Consider the following 17,546-nt stretch of genomic DNA (forward strand, 5'->3'; position numbering starts at 1 on the left):
CCTGATCAACTGCGAGGAAAGGGAGGGGCAGGTCAACAAAGACGCTACGGAAGAGCGATGTTGACGCTAGGCGCTTGGCGGTTTTCTGGGGCACCCCGCACGTCGAGGGATGCCCAAAAGTATTAAAAGACGCGGCGCCTCTACTGCAGCGAGCGGACCCCAACGTCCCCTTCGTCCCGCGCTTTGATCGCGAGAGCAGCGGCGTGGCTGCCAGCGAGCGTGGTGTAGTAGGGGATTTTGTCCATCAAGGCGACGTTGCGCATAGAGCGTGAGTCTTCAACGGCTTGCGCGCCTTCGGTCGTGTTCATGACCAAGTCGACTTCGCCATCTTTCATGACGTCGACGATGGTGCGCCCGCCCTCATAGGCCTTGTTCACACGGGTCGACACAATGCCGTGGTCCGCGAGGAACTTGGCCGTTCCGTCCGTCGCAAGGATCGTGAAATCCTTCTCCGCAAGGACGCGAGCGGTTTCGACCAGTTGCTCAGTCTTGTCTTCGGGTTTGATCGACATGAACACGGTGCCTGTTTTGGGCAGCTCAACGCCTGCGCCCATCTGTGCCTTCAGGAACGCGCGCGGGAAGGAGCGATCCCAGCCCATAACTTCGCCTGTTGAGCGCATTTCTGGCCCCAAGATTGTATCGACACCGGGGAAGCGGGCAAAGGGAAGCACGGCTTCCTTGACCGAGAACCACGGTGTGTTGGGGTCAGCCAATGTCATCGGATCGGGCAGGGGCAAGTGTTCGCCGGTCGCCGCGTCATCCGCGTAGGGCGCGCGCAGCGGGAAGTTCGAGAGCGGCTCACCTGCCATCAGGCGCGCGGCGATTGAGGCAATCGCGCTGTCCACGGCTTTGGCCACGAAAGGCACCGTGCGGGATGCCCGCGGGTTAACCTCAATCAGGTAGATATCGGTGCCTTTGACCGCGAACTGGATGTTCATCAGGCCAACAACACGAAGTGCCAGCGCGAGATCAACGGTCTGGCGACGAATTTCATCGAGGATGTTAGCGGACAGCGAATGCGGGGGCAGCGAACACGCGCTGTCACCGGAGTGAACGCCAGCTTCTTCGATGTGCTGCATGATGCCTGCTACGTGAACGTTTTCACCGTCAGACAGAGCATCCACATCCACTTCAATCGCGCCGGACAGATAGCTGTCCAGCAGGACGGGGCTGTCACCGGACACAACCACTGCTTCGGCGATGTACCGCTCTAGCTGGGCTGTGTCGCGGACGATTTCCATCGCGCGGCCACCCAGCACGTAGGAGGGGCGGATCACCAGTGGATAGCCAAGCTCTTCGGCGCGGATACGGGCTTCATCGTCGCTGGATGCAATCGCGTTGCGCGGTTGTTTGAGGCCCAGACGGTTCACAAGTTCTTGGAAACGCTCACGGTCTTCTGCAAGGTCAATGGCATCAGGCGTGGTGCCCAGAATGGGAATGCCCGCTTCATTCAGCGCATTCGCCAGTTTTAGCGGGGTTTGACCGCCGAACTGTACGATCACACCGTGTAGCGTGCCGTTGTCTTGCTCAACCCGCAGGATTTCCATCACGTGCTCAAACGTCAGCGGCTCAAAATACAGGCGATCCGAGGTGTCGTAATCGGTCGAGACCGTCTCGGGGTTGCAGTTGATCATGATCGTCTCGTAGCCCTGATCGCTTAGCGCGAAACAGGCGTGACAGCAGCAATAATCGAACTCGATCCCTTGGCCGATACGGTTGGGTCCACCGCCTAGGATGACAACCTTTTTGGCGTCGCTCGGGCGGGCCTCACACTCTGGCTCACCCATAACAGGTGTCTCATAGGTGGAGTACATGTAGGGCGTTTGAGCTTCAAACTCAGCGGCACAGGTATCAATCCGTTTGAACTGCGCGGTCACACCAAGGTTAAGACGCGCGCGGCGGACGTTATCTTCGGTCCGGCCGGTTAGCTTGGCGAGACGGGCATCGGTAAAGCCCATCATTTTGAGCGCGCGCAGAGGGGCTTCGGTCACGGGCAGGCCGTTTTTGCGGACCTCCGCCTCAGCATCGACAATCTCACGGATGCGGTCGAGGAACCATGGGTCAAACGCGGTGACCGCTTGGATTTCATCGTTCGACAGACCTTCGCGCATGGCTTGGGCGATCACGCGAATGCGGTCGGGTGTTTGGCGGGACAACTCACGCTTGATCCCAGCTACGTCCGTGCCGATGTCGATTTCGTCAAAGCCAGTGAGGCCCGATTCCATCGAGGCCAATGCCTTTTGCATCGACTCGTGGATCGTGCGGCCGATGGCCATTGTCTCACCCACGGATTTCATCGCCGTGGTTAGCAGCGGCTCAGAGCCGGGGAATTTTTCGAACGCGAACTTGGGGATTTTCGTGACGACATAGTCAATGGTCGGCTCGAATGAGGCGGGCGTGACCTTGGTAATGTCGTTGTCCAGCTCATCCAAAGTGTAGCCCACGGCCAGCTTCGCGGCGATCTTGGCGATAGGGAAACCCGTCGCCTTGGAGGCCAGCGCCGAAGAACGCGACACGCGTGGGTTCATTTCGATCACGACCATGCGGCCGTCGGCGGGGTTTACTGCCCACTGAACGTTGGAACCGCCTGTCTCAACACCGATTTCGCGCAACACGTTGATCGAATGCGTGCGCATCAGTTGGTATTCTTTGTCGGTCAGCGTCAGGGCCGGGGCCACTGTGATGCTGTCGCCGGTGTGGACGCCCATGGGGTCCACGTTTTCGATGGAACAAACGATGATGGCGTTGTCGGCGGTGTCCCGCACAACTTCCATCTCATATTCTTTCCAGCCCAACAGGCTCTGATCCACAAGGATTTGTGCCATGGGGGATGCTTCAAGCCCGCTCCGGCAGATGGCTTCGTAGTCGGCGCGGTTATAAGCAACACCGCCGCCTGTACCACCGAGCGTAAAGGCAGGGCGAATGATAGCAGGCAGGCCAATGTGCTCCAGCGCGTCGAGGGCCTCGGCCACGCCAGCGGCGATATCGTACTTGCCGTTATCCTTCTTGGGGGCGGCGACGATGGTGGCTTTGGGGTTTTCGATGCCGAGACGGTCCATCGCCTCACGGAAGAGTTTACGATCCTCGGCCATTTCGATGGCTGCACGCTTGGCACCAATCAGCTCGACGCCGAATTTTTCAAGTACACCCATATCGTCCAACGCGAGCGAGGTGTTCAGCCCGGTCTGGCCGCCCATCGTGGGCAGCAGCGCGTCGGGGCGCTCTTTCTCGATAATCTTGGCGACAACTTCGGGGGTAATCGGCTCGATGTAGGTCGCGTCCGCAAGGCCCGGGTCGGTCATGATGGTCGCGGGGTTCGAGTTCACGAGGATGACACGGTAGCCCTCTTCGCGGAGCGCCTTACAAGCCTGAGCGCCGGAGTAGTCGAACTCGCATGCTTGCCCGATCACGATGGGGCCTGCACCGATGATCATGATGGATGAAATATCGGTACGTTTGGGCATGGTGGGCTCTCCGGACGAAGTTGAGGCAGCGGTGGCGGCAAATTGACTGCGTTATAGGCATGGGTGGAATGGACGCAAGGGGGGAACGCGCGATTTGGCTAACAGCCTGTGCGTGTATGCGGGCGGATGGGCTAGGGCTGCTCGTGGCTTGGCGCGGGGTGGGATGTTTGGTCCGATGATTTGGGCGCATTCCACAGCGCATTCACCTCAGCCCCCAGCAGGATAATGAACGCCGAAAGCCAAAACCACGTCAGCAGTACGGTCACGCCCCCAAGCGCGCCAAAGCTTTGGTTATAAGACGCAAAGTTGCCCACATAGAACGCAAAGACCGCAGATCCCGCCAGCCATAGCACGCAGGCGACGCCAGCCCCGCGCAGCGATGCACGTGTTGCAAAGGGCTGCGTTGGGCCAAAACGGTAAAGCCCGGTCAGCCCTGCAAGGATCACAATCACCATCAGCCCCCACACCAAGACCGCGCCCAAGGGGCCAAATCCGATCACCGGCCCCAAAAGTGCGACCGCGGCTGGTACCAACAATGTAGCAGACAGGCCCAGCACCGCCCCAAGAATCAGCGCCACCGTCAGGCCCAAGCGTGTGGCGGTCTTGGCGACAAAGCTGCGTGTCTCTGTTGTCTCATGTGCGGCGTTCAACCCCTGCATCAGTCCTGCAACCCCGCGAGAACTGGAATAAAGAGCCACGCCTAACCCAACCCATGCCGCGACCTCTAGCCCCAGCCCATCACCGCCAGCCACGGCGGTGGCTTGGCTCATCACAATGTCGATCGCGTCTTCGGGTATGATGTCGGTGAACAGGTCCACTTGGGCCAAGATCTGTTCCGGCTCAATCAACAGTCCACCCAAGGCAAGGCCCGCCGTGATCGCGGGAAACAGCGCTAGCAGCCCGTAAAACGCCACACCCGCTGAAATCAACGCAATACGATGCTCTGCCAGCCGCGTGTTGAGGGCCCAGACAAACAAAGCCCCGCGTTTCAGCCGATCTAGTGTGGCGCGATCAAACATATCCGCCATGGTTGCCCGATCCGTTCGCGCCGCTCAAGCGGAGTGTTCATGCCGTCGGGGTAATTTCGAACCGACAAGCGGGGTGGTGGTTGGCGCAACATTCCAATTCGTGGGCCGCATAGTCCGCGCGCACAAGGCGCTGATACAGCCGGGTGAACACTGCCGCATGCCAGTGACACAGCGGAGCATCCGCGACCTCACCCCGCACAACGGGGTTGTCGGCGATTTGCAGGCGGATAGGTGCATGGCTGATCACATTGAAACGCCCCGAGCCGGTAAAGGTCCAGGCGTGATGCTGGATCGAATTCGTCAATAACCGCGCCGCTATCCGGTGGGGCAATCTCGGCAACAGCCAGACGATCAGCGGTGGAATGCGGTGGGCGATCACATAGTCGGCGGTGCGCATGCCCGCCTCGGTCGCGATGGATTTGGCACGTTCTGGCAAATGGGTCCGGATCGCTTGGTGCAGGGCCGCGGCTCCGGCTTCGGGGATTAGCCCGGTGTCGGGGGGGAGCGCGTCAATCCCTGCGGCCTCAAGCATCGCGTTGGTCAGCTTTTTGCCGCCCTCAGCCTCCAACACCGGAAGCATCTGCAATATTGCGTTTGGCCCGATGCGTCCGGGTGTCGATGCGCTGTGCGGCATCACAGCAACTCCTTGGCTTGCTCCGTGCCGCCGCCGCAAGCGGGGATAACCAACTCCTTGGTGTCGAGCGCCTTTTTGCGGGCCCGCTTGGCAGAAGCGATATCCGCCGTGCTGAGCCAGTCATCCATTTGCGCGGGAGCAATCGTGCGGGTGCGATCAAAGTTGAAATTCACGCCCTCTTTGGATTGCGGCCCCCAATAGTTGGCTTTCCCAAGGTCGTAAAACGTGCGTGCAAACCCTGCCTTGGCGAAAGCCTTTAGGCAGCCGAGTAGATATTTGCGCCGATATCCCGTGCCGCGCCATGGATAGTGCCAAAGCGCCTTGCGTGAATAAAACCGACGGTAATTGTGCATCACACGGTCCAATAATGTCGCGCGGTCCATGGCATCTGGCGCCATGATGGGGGTCACGAAATTATACTTAGAAAAGTCGAAAATCTCGACCTTGTCCTTCATTTCCTGAAACAACGGCGTAAAGGGCCAGGGCGTATACATTGCCCAGTTCGCCAGATCAGGCTGCCAGTCCCACGCCATCTGAAACGTTTCCTCAAGCGTTTCGGGCGTCTCGTTGTCTAAGCCGACAATGAACTGTGCCTCGGTGAAAATGTCGGCCTCACGCAGCAGGCGAATGGCTTCCTTATTTTCTTCAACGCGGGTTTCTTTGTTGAATTGGTCCAGTTTTAGTTGCGCTGCGGCCTCAGTGCCCAGCGATACGTGGACCAGTCCGGCTTTGCGGTACAAGGGCAGCAGCTCCTTATCGCGCATGATGTCCGTGACCCGAGTATTGATGCCCCACTCCACGCGGGACGGCAGGTCGCGTTTGATCAATTCCTCACAAAATTGAATAAATTTACGCCGGTTGATCGTGGGCTCTTCGTCCGCGAGGATAAAAAAGCCGACCTGCTGCTCATTCACCAGTGTTTCGATTTCATCTACGACCTTAAGTGGATCGCGCACGCGGTAATCTCTCCAAAATTTCTATTGCGAGCAGAATGAACATGTGAACGGACAGCCGCGCGCCATGCTCGGGATGGCCACCCTGACGCCAAGGGGGATGTATTGATAGTTCGGCCAATTCAGAAGCGTCCAATCAGGCTCTAACCCATCCAAATCCTTGACGGTTGATGCCGCCTGCGTGGCGATAATCTGCTCCTGGTCTCGATAGGCGATACCATGAATGCGCTTGCGGTCTGTCTCCCAACGGCCGTCCTCAAGCGCATTCATCAGGTCAACGATGATCTCTTCACCTTCACCCCGTACAATACAATCAATCCAAGGTGCTTCCGAGAGGACCTGTTTGTACATGAACGTCGCATGCACCCCGCCAAGGATGCCAAATGCTTGCGGCACCACCTCTTTTGCGATTTGCAGAACGCGCTCGGCCACATAGATCGACGGGGTGATGGCGGTGCAGCCAACAACGTCCGGCTGCAATTCGGCAAGCCTCACGCGCAACTCGCCTTCAGACATGTTGTCGGTCATCGCGTCGAAAAAATGGATATCAGTATATCCTGCCTTCTTGAGCGACCCGGCCAAATACGCCACCCACGCCGGAGGCCACGACCCCGCGATTTCGGCGCCACCAGAACGGTAATTGGGGTGGATCAAAACAATGCGCATGGGCTGGCTCCTTGAGGTGTCAAGTAAATCTGACACATTTAACCCTCAGAAAAACTGACACAGATCAAAATTCTCAATCCAGTCAACAGCCGGCTTGTTAACCAAAATTACTCCTTTGTTCCCTAAATACCTCCCGCCGGAGGCTTCCGAGAGCCCAGATACCCCGACGCGGCTTGACATCTGGGCGCGCGCGCGGTGTATCGGCCCGACCCCGCACCCGGACATGCAACGGAGCCTGACATGCACGCCTACCGCACCCATTCTTGTGCTGATTTGACCAAAGCCAACGAAGGCGACACGGTCCGCCTCTCTGGTTGGGTACACCGTATCCGCGACCATGGCGGCGTGCTGTTCATCGATCTGCGCGATCACTACGGCATGACGCAGCTGTTGTGCGACCCCGACAGCCCCGTATTTTCAGAGGTGGAAAAGCTGCGGTCCGAGTTCTGCATTCGGATCGACGGAAACGTAAAAGCGCGTGACGCGAGCCTGATCAACCCCAAGCTGCCCACGGGTGAAGTCGAGGTCTATATCCGTGACGTCGAAGTTCTGGGTGGCGCGGGTGAACTGCCTCTCATGGTCTTTGGTGACCAAGAATACCCCGAGGAAACGCGCCTCAAATACCGCTTTCTCGATCTGCGTCGGGAAAAAATGCAGCGGAACATGACGCTCCGCTCGGACGTTGTGTCCTCCATCCGCAAGCGGATGTGGGATGATAATTTCCGCGAATACCAGACGCCGATCATTACCGCCTCTAGCCCTGAAGGCGCGCGCGATTTCCTCGTGCCCTCGCGTCTGCACCCCGGTAAGTTTTATGCGCTTCCACAGGCTCCGCAGCAGTTCAAACAGCTGCTGATGGTTTCGGGCTTCGACAAGTATTTCCAGATCGCGCCCTGTTTCCGCGATGAAGACCCTCGCGCAGATCGTTCGCCCACGGACTTCTACCAACTCGATCTTGAGATGTCCTTTGTGGAACAGCAGGACGTGTTTGATGTGATCCAGCCCGTCATCCAAGGCGTGTTCGAAGAATTTGGCGGCGGCCGCAAGGTCGACACTGTGTGGGAGCAGATCAGCTACCGCGATGCGGCCCTTTGGTACGGCACCGACAAGCCCGACCTGCGCAACCCGATCAAGATGCAGGACGTGTCTGAGCACTTCCGCGAGTCCGGCTTTGCGATCTTTGCCAAATTGCTGGAGCAGGACGGCACCGAAATTCGCGCGATCCCCGCCCCGACGGGTGGCTCGCGCAAATTCTGCGATCGTATGAATGCCTTCGCGCAAAAAGAAGGTCTGCCCGGCATGGGCTACATCTTTTGGCGCGATCAGGGCCAAGGCATGGAAGCCGCTGGTCCCTTGGCGAAAAACATCGGCCCCGAGCGTACGGAAGCCATCCGGGAGCAACTGGGTCTGGGTGTCGGCGATGCAGCGTTCTTCCTTGGCGGCAAAGCCAGCGCATTTGAACGTGTTGCAGGCAAGGCCCGCACGACCATCGGCGATGAATTGGGTCTAACGGACCAAGATCGCTTTGCGTTCGCCTGGATCGTGGACTTCCCGATGTATGAGGCTGACGAAGAAACCGGTAAAATCGACTTCTCGCATAACCCGTTCTCCATGCCGCAAGGCGGGATGGCCGCGCTCGAAAACGATCCGCTGAACGTCTTGGGTTACCAGTATGACCTAGCGTGTAACGGCTACGAACTGGTGTCTGGCGCGATCCGGAACCACCAGCCTGAGATCATGTTCAAAGCGTTTGAACTGGCGGGCTACGGCGCGGACGAAGTGCGTAAACGGTTTGGCGGGATGGTTAACGCCTTCCAATACGGCGCCCCACCGCACGGCGGTTGTGCTGCCGGGATCGACCGGATCGTGATGCTTTTGGCGGATGAGGCGAATATTCGCGAAGTTATCTTGTTTCCAATGAACCAGCGGGCCGAGGATCTGATGATGTCGGCGCCGTCCGAGCCTTTGCCAGATCAGCTGATGGAGTTGGGTCTACGGGTTATTCCGCAAGACTAGGTTCACCTGTACAGGCTATTCAAAAGCGTCCGTCCTCAGTGCCGGGCGCTTTTTTCGTTTTGACCCGCGCTAAACGGCTTGCTTGTGTTCTAACCGTTTGGCGATCAAGCGGCGCAACCGCTCTCGGGCTTCGGGCGACATTTCATAGGCTTCGGCTTCGCGCAGCAGATCATCATCGTGTCCGGTGCGCGCGACGCCCTTGAGAAAGCCAGAGATAAAACTTGCAGGCACACCCTCATCGTCCATCAGCTTGGCAACATGGGCGAGGTCTTCATCCATCGCAAAGCTATCCGGCGTCACGGTGTCCGAACTTGCGGCGGGTGCGGCCCTTGGTCGGTCTTCCTCTGGGATATGCTTGAGGATTTCTTGTTGAAACACCGCAAGGCTTTCGATCGGTTTGGGCAAAAAACCATCCGCTCCGACCTCAATTGACGCAAATTCCGATTCTTCGCGATGATTGCCAGAGGTCGCCAAGACAATCGGGGGGCGTTGGTTGGCGTGATCTAACGTACGGATCAGTTCGAGCCCTGATCCATCAGGCAGCCCGAGATCAATAATGGCAACGGTCGGTCGGTAGGTGGTCAGATGCCGCCGTGCTGCGGCCAAAGAATCTGCCCGCCGGATCCGTGCGCCGGATCGCAGGCACAACAGTCGCAGCGCCTCTGAGGCAAATCGGCTGTCTTCGACGATCAAGACAGTCACACCTAGAAGGGGCCGCAAAGGGGTGGGGCGCGGCACGTTAAGTTTCAGGTCTGAGAGGTCATCCATTGGTTTTCTCCGAATCCTTTGGACCCAGAAAACGCCTTTAGGCCTAACAACCGGTAAACAAGCGCCAGAAATCCTTGCTGGTGCGCGCAAGCGGGGTCTTGTTCAGGGGACTGTGGGGGGCCATAACCTGATCAAAGCTATAAGGAGTTTTCCCATGATCGGTCGTTTGAACCACGTCGCCATTGCCGTGCCGGATCTAGAGGCCGCGGCCGCCCAGTACCGCGATGTCCTTGGCGCCAAAGTGAATTCCCCGCAGGATGAACCTGACCATGGTGTCACGGTTGTTTTTATCGAGCTGCCGAACACCAAGATTGAGCTGCTGTATCCTTTGGGCGAAAACAGCCCCATCCAAGGGTTTTTGGATAAAAACCCATCTGGCGGCATTCATCATATTTGCTACGAAGTTGACGACATCCTTGCCGCCCGCGACCAGTTGCAGGCCTCTGGCGCGCGTGTTCTCGGCTCGGGTGAGCCTAAAATCGGGGCCCACGGCAAGCCTGTCTTGTTCCTACACCCCAAAGATTTCACCGGCACCCTAGTGGAATTGGAACAAGTCTGATGGGCGTTTTTAGCGGAATTGTTCTGTATGCGGTGATCTGGTTCATCACGTTGTTGATCGTGCTGGTGATCCGTCAGCCCTCGCAGGCGGAGGATGGACCGGTGGTTCCCGGCACACATGCTGGTGCGCCCGCCGACCCGCAATTGCGCAAACGCTTTCTCGTGACGACGCTCATCGCGCTTGCGCTGTGGTTACCGCTGGTTGTTACGATCCTGTCGGGGGGCATCACGCTGGCCGATATCGACCTGTTCACGCGCTTTGGCGGTGGGGGCCAACCCTATGGTACAAGTGAGTAAAGGCCGCAGCGCCGATCACCGGGACCAATAAGTTCAGCACAGGCACCGTCAACGGCACAGCCATGATCACGCCCAAGGCCCAGATCGAAAACCGATTGCGGCGGCGAAATGCGTTCGCCTCCGCGCGTGGTAATCGGCGCAAGGCTACCATTTGCGCGTATTCACGCCCCAAAAGCACACCATTCACGCCCCAAAATATCAGGGGCGCAAGGGGCGCGAGTATCAAATACGCCAACAGTGCCAACAGGTTTACCCCAAGGATCAGTGCCAAAAAGCCAATTGAGTCGCGAATGGCTGTGGCGAGTGGTGCCCCTGATGCCGGGGGCAAACCGGGATAGTGGCGATCTTCAACCGCGTCGGCGATCCGTTCCAGAAAGATGCCCGTAAAGGCCGAGGCCACAGGGACCATCAAGAACACGGACAAGACCATCACCACCGGAACAGAGGCCCATCCCGCGGCCTCGGCTAGCCAAGTCACCTCACCGATCCAAGGCAGGCTGACAGACGGCCCGATGAGCCACTGCACCCCTTTGATGAACAAAAAACTGAAGCCAACCAGTAGGGCCAAAGCGAGGCCAATGCCTAACACCAAGACATTGCGAAACCGGGGATCCGGTAGCTGACCAATCGCCTTGGTGACGTCGCTTATCATTCGCTCAGCCACGTGGTAATGGCGGCCAAATCCGGGCGTGGCCGTTCAGGTGGGCGCGCACCTTCACTGCCCAAATAGACGTATCCTGCAACCCACTCATGCGCGGCAAGGCCCAAGCCTTCGCTCAAAAAATCTCGGTCCGTGGCCATCCAATTCGTCAGCCAAGATGCCCCCCATCCAGCTGCAAGCCCCGCGGTTAGCAACTGTTGGCACACCGCGCCCGCACTGAGGGTTTGCTCAATTTCCGGAATTTTCTCCGACGCTTTGGGGGATGCCACAACCGCAACGCAAAGATGCGCATTCGCGAACTGCGCGCTGGCCTTATCTAATTTATCCGCGTCCATGCCCTTCGCCACGCCGATACGCCGGGTCAGGGCCCCCAGTCGCACGCAGGCGTCCCGCTCCAACACGCAAAACCGCCACGGCTCTAGCTTGCCATGATCGGGTGTGCGGGCCGCGATGGTCAGGAGTTGCTCAACGACGGCGCGTTCGGGCACTGGCGCCACAAGCGTCTTCGCAGGGCGGGAGCGACGTGTCGCAAGGAACTCAAGAACATCGGGGTGCGGCTGTAGCGCGGGCATTTGATCGGGCATTGGCTCTCCTTATGGCTTTTATGTCGGAGCGTTTGGCGCGGGCGTCAAGCGTTTGACCTTCCAAAAGAACCGCCAACTCACGAGGAGGGCCGCAAAGGCGAGGCCTAGACCGTAGCCGATCCATATTCCTTCGGGGCCCCAGTCCAGAAAAACGCCAAGCCCATAGGCAAGCGGCAGGGCGACGCCCCAGTTGCCCAACAAAGTCGCTGCTACAGGCACACTGTTGTCTGTCATGCCCCTGGCCGCGCCTAGCATGGTACCTTGTATACCGTCCGCAATCTGTGTGGCGGCTATGATCCAAAACAGCGTTGTGGCCAAGGCCACGACCGCCGGATCAGCGGACAGCGCTCCGGCGATTGGACCTGCGAGTATCAGAAGGCCAAGCATCACAGTCACCATCCATCCAACGCTAAGGCTCAGGGCGGCCACACCAATGCCCCTGATGCGGTGATCCTGCCCCGCGCCTAGCGCTTGGCCCACCACAATCGAGACTGCAATCGATATGCCGAGAGGCACCATATAAAGGACGGTCGCGACGGAATTAACGATTTGGTTCGCCGCCAGCGCGCCCGCTCCAAACCAACCCACCATTAGACCGACGCAGGCATAAACCGCCCCCTCGCTGAAATAGCCTGTGGCGATCATCCCGCCTGCACGCAGCTGACGTAGGACTTCGGATCGGGTTAGGGCAACGACACGCCGCGCGCTGGCAAACGCCGGCTCAAAGCGCCACAAGGCCCAGGCTACTCCCAATGACGCACTTTGTGATAACAGGCTGGCATACGCCGCCCCAGATAGGCCCAAGCCGTCCCAGCCACCAATCCCATAGATCAGCAACCAGTTGGCGGGCACGTTTAGGGCAACCGCGCCAAAGGCCACGCTCACTCCAAGCCAAGGTGCGCCCACCGCATCAAACAAACCTTTAAGCATGTAAAACAGCGTAAACGGGACAAGTAAAACGGCCATAGCCTGCCAATACCCTCCCGAAAGGGCATCCAACACCTCAGGGGGCTGACCGAGCCATGCCAACCCAGGCCTCAGCGCAAGCATCAGCCCCATACCCAAGGCCCCAGCGCCCGCGCCGATCACAAGTCCCGCCAAAGTCGCCTCAGACAAGCCGTCCGCATCATCCGCCCCGAACGTCTCAGACATCCTCACGGAGGTGCCGGAAACAAACCCATAGAGACAGGCAAAAAAGATCACTTGAATTGAGACGGTGATCGACGCTGCCGCAAGCGCGACAGTTCCCAAAGGCGCGATCATGATCGTATCGACGACCCCGATTAGCATGGAGGCCGCAAGCGATATGATGATCGGCGTGCTCAACCTTGCCAATGCGCGGATATCTAGGACTATGCTTGGGTTAGACATGCGTCCCCTCGGGCACATGCAGCTTGCCCCAATATGATCCGACACAGAGCAGCCATTGCCGAATAGCCCGTACCAGACTCCTTTGTTCCCGAAATACTCCGGGGGAGCCCGAAGGGCGGGGGCAGCGCCCCCCAAAGCACCGTAATGCGCCGTAGGCGCGCAATTCGGTTACTTCGTTTCGGTCTTAGCGGCTGGTTTTTTCTTCGCAGGCGCTTTCTTTTTTGCCGCTGGTTTCTTCGCTGCCGGCTTTTTCGCCGCGGTTTTCTTGGCAGCAGGCTTTTTCTTTCCGGTCTTGGCCAACCGCTCTTCCAAAAGCTGCACAGCTAAGTCCATCGTCACGTCTTCTGGCTCAGTGGTTTCGGGAATGGTAGCATTCACCTTCTCCCACTTCACGTAAGGCCCGTATTTGCCCTTCATGATGTTCACCGCGCCGCCGCCGTCGGGATGCTCACCCAGTTCCTTCAAAGGTGTTGCCGCAACCCCCCTCGCACCGCGAGAGGCCACTTTTTCCGCCAGCAATTGCACCGCGCGGTTCATGCCCACGGTCCAAACCTCATCCAGCCCTTCGAGGTTGGCATTGGTGCCGCCCCGGTTGGATGTGCTGTCAGCGTGCTTCAGGTATGGACCATAGCGACCGATATTGGCCCAGACTGCGACACCATCTTCGGGGTGCTCCCCGATCAGGCGCGGCAGCGCGAGCAACTGCACACCCTGCTCAAGGGTCAATTCCTCAGGCGCCCATTCCTTTGGAATAGACTGGCGCGGGGGCTTTTTGTTTTCTTCCGTGACTTCACCACGCTGGACGTAGGGCCCAAAGCGGCCCTTAAAGATCCGGATTTCGTCGTCGGCGTCGCTGCCCAACAGCTTGCCCTCGGGCGGGATTGCGGATGGGTCTTCCATGCCGGGGGGGCCAAAGGGCCGGGTATAGCGGCACTCAGGGTAGTTTGAGCAGCCGATAAATGCCCCGCCCGCGCGCGCTGTGCGCATGGACAAACGGCCAATTTCGCAGTTCGGGCACTGGCGCGGTGGCTTGCCGTCGCCTTGGTCAGGAAACAGGTGCGGTTCTAGCACCTCATTGATTTTCTCAAGGACTTCGGTGATGCGCAGTTCTGCGGTTTCATCAATCGCGGCCTTAAAGTCGCGCCAGAACCGGTTCAGCACATCTTTGTACTGCGCATTACCGGCGGACACTTCATCCAGCTGGTTTTCCAGTTCAGCCGTGAAATCATAGCCCACATATTTGCGGAAGTAGTTGGACAGGAACACTGTCACCAACCGGCCTTTATCCTCGGGGATCAGGCGGTTTTTCTCCTTGATAACATAGCCGCGGTCTTGGATCGTGGTCACAATCGAGGCGTAGGTCGAGGGGCGTCCAATCCCCAATTCTTCCATGCGCTTAACCAGTGTCGCCTCAGTGTAACGGGGCGGAGGCTGGGTAAAGTGCTGCTCGGGGGTGATGCTTTCCTTCTTGGCAGGCTCACCCTGTTGGATTGAGGGCAGACGCTTGTCGTCGTCATCCACGACTTCGTCATCGCGGCCTTCCATGTAGACCTTCATAAAGCCGTCAAACAGCACCACCTGACCCGAGGCGCGCATCTCAACCTGAGCATCATCAGAACCGATGATTGCGGTGGTGCGCTCAAAGCGGGCGGCTTCCATCTGGCTGGCCAGTGTCCGCTTCCAGATCAGATCATAGAGTTTGCGCTGATCCGGCTCCGAGACTTTGATCTCATCGGCGGAACGGGTCATATCCGTGGGGCGGATACATTCGTGTGCCTCTTGGGCGTTCTTGGCCTTGTTCTTGTACATGCGCGGGCTGCCGGGCACGTATTCCGCGCCGTAGCGGTCCTTGATCGCGTCACGGGCGGCGTGCACGGCCTCGGGCGCCATGTCGATGCCATCTGTTCGCATGTATGTAATCAGGCCCGCTTCATACAGGCGCTGAGCCGTGGACATCGTCTGCCGTGCGCCAAAGCCGAACTTGCGGCTGGCTTCTTGTTGCAGGGTCGATGTCATAAAGGGCGGGCTGGGATTACGTGTGCCGGGCTTGGCCTCGACACTCAGGATGCTCAGATCGCGCGAGGTGATGGCCTGCACGGCCATTTCCGCATCGGTGCTGTTGCCAAGGCTGAACTTATCCAGCTTTTTACCGGCAAACGACGTGAGGCGTGCCTCAAACGTCTGACCGCGCGGGGTTTCGAGTACGGCTTTTACGGTCCAGTATTCCTGAGGCTTAAAGACCTCGATCTCCATCTCACGCTCAACGATAATGCGCAGACAAACCGATTGCACACGTCCGGCGGATCGGGACCCGGGCAGTTTGCGCCACAAAACGGGCGATAGGTTGAACCCAACCAAATAGTCCAGCGCGCGACGGGCGAGGTAGGCCTCAACCAACGGTTGGTCCACTTCGCGCGGATTTTGCATCGCTTCGGTGACAGCTGTCTTGGTGATCGCGTTGAACACAACGCGGCTGACCTTGGTGTCCTTTTTGATGGACTTCCGCTTGGTCAGGGCCTCTTGCAGGTGCCAACTGATCGCCTCACCCTCGCGATCAGGGTCGGTCGCGAGGATCAGTTCGTTGTCGTCTTTTAGGGCGTCTGCAATGGCTTTGACGTGTTTTTTGCTGTCAGAGGCGACCTCCCACAGCATCTCAAAACCCTCGTCGGGCAGGACCGAACCATCCTTGGGCGGCAGGTCCCGCACGTGGCCGTAACTGGCCAAGACGGTGTAATCCTTGCCCAAATACGTGTTGATTGTCTTGGCTTTGGCCGGGGATTCAACAACAACAACGGGCATGGGGGCTCCTAATCAGGGCGCGAAAAGTGTTTGCGCCGCGCAACATGTGGTGCCTCGGGGGGTAGAGTCAACTGCGTCTAATGTCCACCGCCCAAGATACCGGTCCGCACCGAATAGTTTGCGGCGATGGCGTAATCGGGGTCATCATCGCTATCGACCATCAGGTGCCCGGCCTTGTTCAGCAGTGCATGGCAATCGCGGGTCAGGTGACGCAACTGGATGCGTTTCCCGGCGGCTTCATACTTGGCGGCGACATTTTCGATGGCTTCCAACGCGGATTGGTCGGCCACGCGCGAGCCCGCGAAATCGACCACAACCATGCCGGGGTCATTCTTGATGTCGAACATCTCAACAAAGCCTGTGGCTGAGCCAAAGAACAATGGCCCCTGCACTTGGTAGACCTTGGCACCTTCGGGAGTTTCGTAGGTTGTCGCATGGATACGGCGGGCGGTTTGCCATGCGTAGGGGGGGGCCGAGACGATCACGCCAACAATAACCGCCACTGCAAGGTCGGTGAGCACGGTTACAACCGTCACCAACAGGATCACCACAGCATCCGTTAAGGGCACTTTGCGTAGGATTTTGAGAGAGTTCCAAGCGAACGTCCCGATCACCACCATGAACATCACACCCACGAGGGCCGCGAGTGGGATTTGTTCAATCGCAGGGGAGGCCACGACGATAAACGCCAGCAAAAACAGGGCCGCCGCAATGCCCGCAATCCGTGTGCGCCCCCCGGATTTCACGTTGATCATGGATTGGCCGATCATTGCGCAGCCACCCATACCGCCGAAAAAGCCGGTCACTGTGTTGGCCACGCCTTGGGCAACACATTCTTGGCTGGCTCCGCCGCGCTGGCCGGTCATTTCACCCACAAGGTTGAGGGTCAGCAGGCTCTCGATCAGGCCAATCGCAGCAAGGATCAGCGCGTAAGGCAGGATGATTTGGAACGTCTCAAGGTTCAGCGGAACCATGGGGATATGGAACTGCGGCAGACCGCCCTCAATCGAGGCCAGATCGCCCACACGTGGTACGTCAATGCCAAGGCCAATCACCAAAGCCGCGACAATACCAATACCGGCCAGCGGAGCCGGGATCACCTTGGTCAGGCGCGGCATCAGGTAGATGATTCCCATCGTCAGCGCGACAAGACCCAGCATGACAACCATCTGATTGCCGGGCATCCAATTGCCCTCAGCGGTTTTGAATTGGGTCAACTGCGCAAGGAAAATCACGATCGCGAGGCCGTTCACAAAGCCTAGCATTACCGGGTGCGGCACCATGCGAATATATTTGCCCCAGCGCAGCACGCCTGCCGTTATCTGCAACAGGCCCATCAAAACAACGGTCGCAAAAAGGTATTCGACACCGTGTTGCGCGACCAAAGCGACCATGACCACGGCCAAGGCCCCTGTCGCGCCCGAAATCATGCCCGGACGGCCACCGATCACAGCGGTGATCAAGCCCACAAGGAAGGCCGCATAAAGGCCGACAAGCGGGTGAACCCCTGCCACAAAGGCAAATGCCACGGCTTCGGGCACCAGTGCCAGCGCCACTGTCAGGCCCGACAAAAGGTCGGTGCGAATCTGCGCCGGAGTGAGGGGCGTGCCGCCGGAGGGTGTTGCAAAACGGGGCGCAAGCGCCGCCAAGAGGGTGCGTGACATAGAGCGAAAACCTATGGGAATGATAGTCTGGAGTGATCTCTTGGCGCCCGCCTAACACACAACACCCAAAAAACACAACGTTT

The 17,546-nt window shown here is 58.6% G+C and carries 12 protein-coding genes and 1 pseudogene; 3 read left to right on the plus strand and 10 right to left on the minus strand.

Translation table 11 applies throughout. From position 1 onward, the window contains the following. Window positions 1–140 precede the first annotated feature (140 nt). The 4 genes and pseudogenes from carB to bchE all read right to left on the minus strand — a co-directional run bounded on the left by carB (window position 141) and on the right by bchE (window position 6,745). The gene (gene carB / locus THS5294_RS16235; RefSeq protein ID WP_058124555.1) at window positions 141–3,464 is read right to left on the minus strand and encodes a carbamoyl-phosphate synthase large subunit; all 3,324 of its coding nucleotides are present in this window, start codon (window positions 3,462–3,464) and stop codon (window positions 141–143) included. Window positions 3,465–3,595: 131 nt separating this feature from the next. Beyond that, window positions 3,596–4,492, minus strand: coding sequence for a YihY/virulence factor BrkB family protein (locus THS5294_RS16240; RefSeq protein WP_058124556.1), 897 nt, complete (start codon window positions 4,490–4,492; stop codon window positions 3,596–3,598). Between the two features lie 37 nt (window positions 4,493–4,529). Continuing rightward, entirely contained in the window at window positions 4,530–5,126 is a 597-nt protein-coding gene (bchJ, locus tag THS5294_RS16245; protein WP_058124557.1) for a bacteriochlorophyll 4-vinyl reductase, read from the minus strand. After that, window positions 5,126–6,745, minus strand: a pseudogene (gene bchE, locus THS5294_RS16250) (magnesium-protoporphyrin IX monomethyl ester anaerobic oxidative cyclase). The gene bchJ and the pseudogene bchE overlap by 1 nt, the downstream one beginning before the upstream one ends. Window positions 6,746–6,985: 240 nt before the next feature. Here bchE and aspS point away from each other — a divergent pair. Next, entirely contained in the window at window positions 6,986–8,761 is a 1,776-nt protein-coding gene (aspS, locus tag THS5294_RS16255; RefSeq protein ID WP_058124558.1) for an aspartate--tRNA ligase, read from the plus strand. A 69-nt stretch (window positions 8,762–8,830) separates the two neighbouring features. Here aspS and THS5294_RS16260 read toward each other — a convergent pair whose 3' ends face one another. After that, complete coding sequence (locus tag THS5294_RS16260; RefSeq protein WP_058124559.1) at window positions 8,831–9,529, minus strand: response regulator; 699 nt, start codon at window positions 9,527–9,529, stop codon at window positions 8,831–8,833. 154 nt (window positions 9,530–9,683) lie between these two features. Here THS5294_RS16260 and mce point away from each other — a divergent pair, with 154 nt between their 5' ends. Together mce and THS5294_RS16270 are read left to right on the plus strand one after the other, a co-directional pair. After that, a complete protein-coding gene (gene mce, locus THS5294_RS16265; protein ID WP_058124560.1) occupies window positions 9,684–10,088 on the plus strand; it encodes a methylmalonyl-CoA epimerase in 405 nt (134 codons plus the stop codon). Beyond that, window positions 10,088–10,384, plus strand: a complete 297-nt coding sequence (locus tag THS5294_RS16270; RefSeq protein WP_058124561.1) for a DUF1467 family protein — start codon at window positions 10,088–10,090, stop codon at window positions 10,382–10,384. Before mce ends, THS5294_RS16270 begins: the two co-directional genes overlap by 1 nt. On the opposite strand, the gene THS5294_RS16275 is transcribed toward THS5294_RS16270, so the two are convergent. From THS5294_RS16275 to THS5294_RS16295, 5 genes are all read right to left on the minus strand, one after another. Continuing rightward, window positions 10,338–11,036: an EI24 domain-containing protein gene (locus tag THS5294_RS16275; protein WP_058124562.1), complete on the minus strand. Its 699-nt coding sequence runs from the start codon at window positions 11,034–11,036 to the stop codon at window positions 10,338–10,340. The genes THS5294_RS16270 and THS5294_RS16275 overlap by 47 nt on opposite strands. Further along, window positions 11,033–11,629, minus strand: coding sequence for a nitroreductase family protein (locus THS5294_RS16280; protein ID WP_058124563.1), 597 nt, complete (start codon window positions 11,627–11,629; stop codon window positions 11,033–11,035). Before THS5294_RS16280 ends, THS5294_RS16275 begins: the two co-directional genes overlap by 4 nt. Window positions 11,630–11,647: 18 nt before the next feature. Further along, window positions 11,648–13,000 (minus strand): MATE family efflux transporter, encoded by a 1,353-nt coding sequence (locus THS5294_RS16285; protein WP_072936593.1) that lies wholly within the window; start codon window positions 12,998–13,000, stop codon window positions 11,648–11,650. A gap of 168 nt (window positions 13,001–13,168) precedes the next feature. Beyond that, window positions 13,169–15,799 carry a type I DNA topoisomerase gene (gene topA, locus THS5294_RS16290; RefSeq protein ID WP_058124565.1) on the minus strand — a complete coding sequence of 877 codons (2,631 nt, stop codon included), beginning with the start codon at window positions 15,797–15,799 and terminating at the stop codon, window positions 13,169–13,171. A 77-nt stretch (window positions 15,800–15,876) separates the two neighbouring features. Continuing rightward, a complete protein-coding gene (locus THS5294_RS16295) occupies window positions 15,877–17,463 on the minus strand; it encodes a SulP family inorganic anion transporter (protein WP_058124566.1) in 1,587 nt (528 codons plus the stop codon). Between the last annotated feature and the right edge of the window lie 83 nt (window positions 17,464–17,546).

Origin of the sequence: Thalassobacter stenotrophicus (assembly GCF_001458315.1) — a bacterium.
Lineage (GTDB): Bacteria > Pseudomonadota > Alphaproteobacteria > Rhodobacterales > Rhodobacteraceae > Thalassobacter > Thalassobacter stenotrophicus.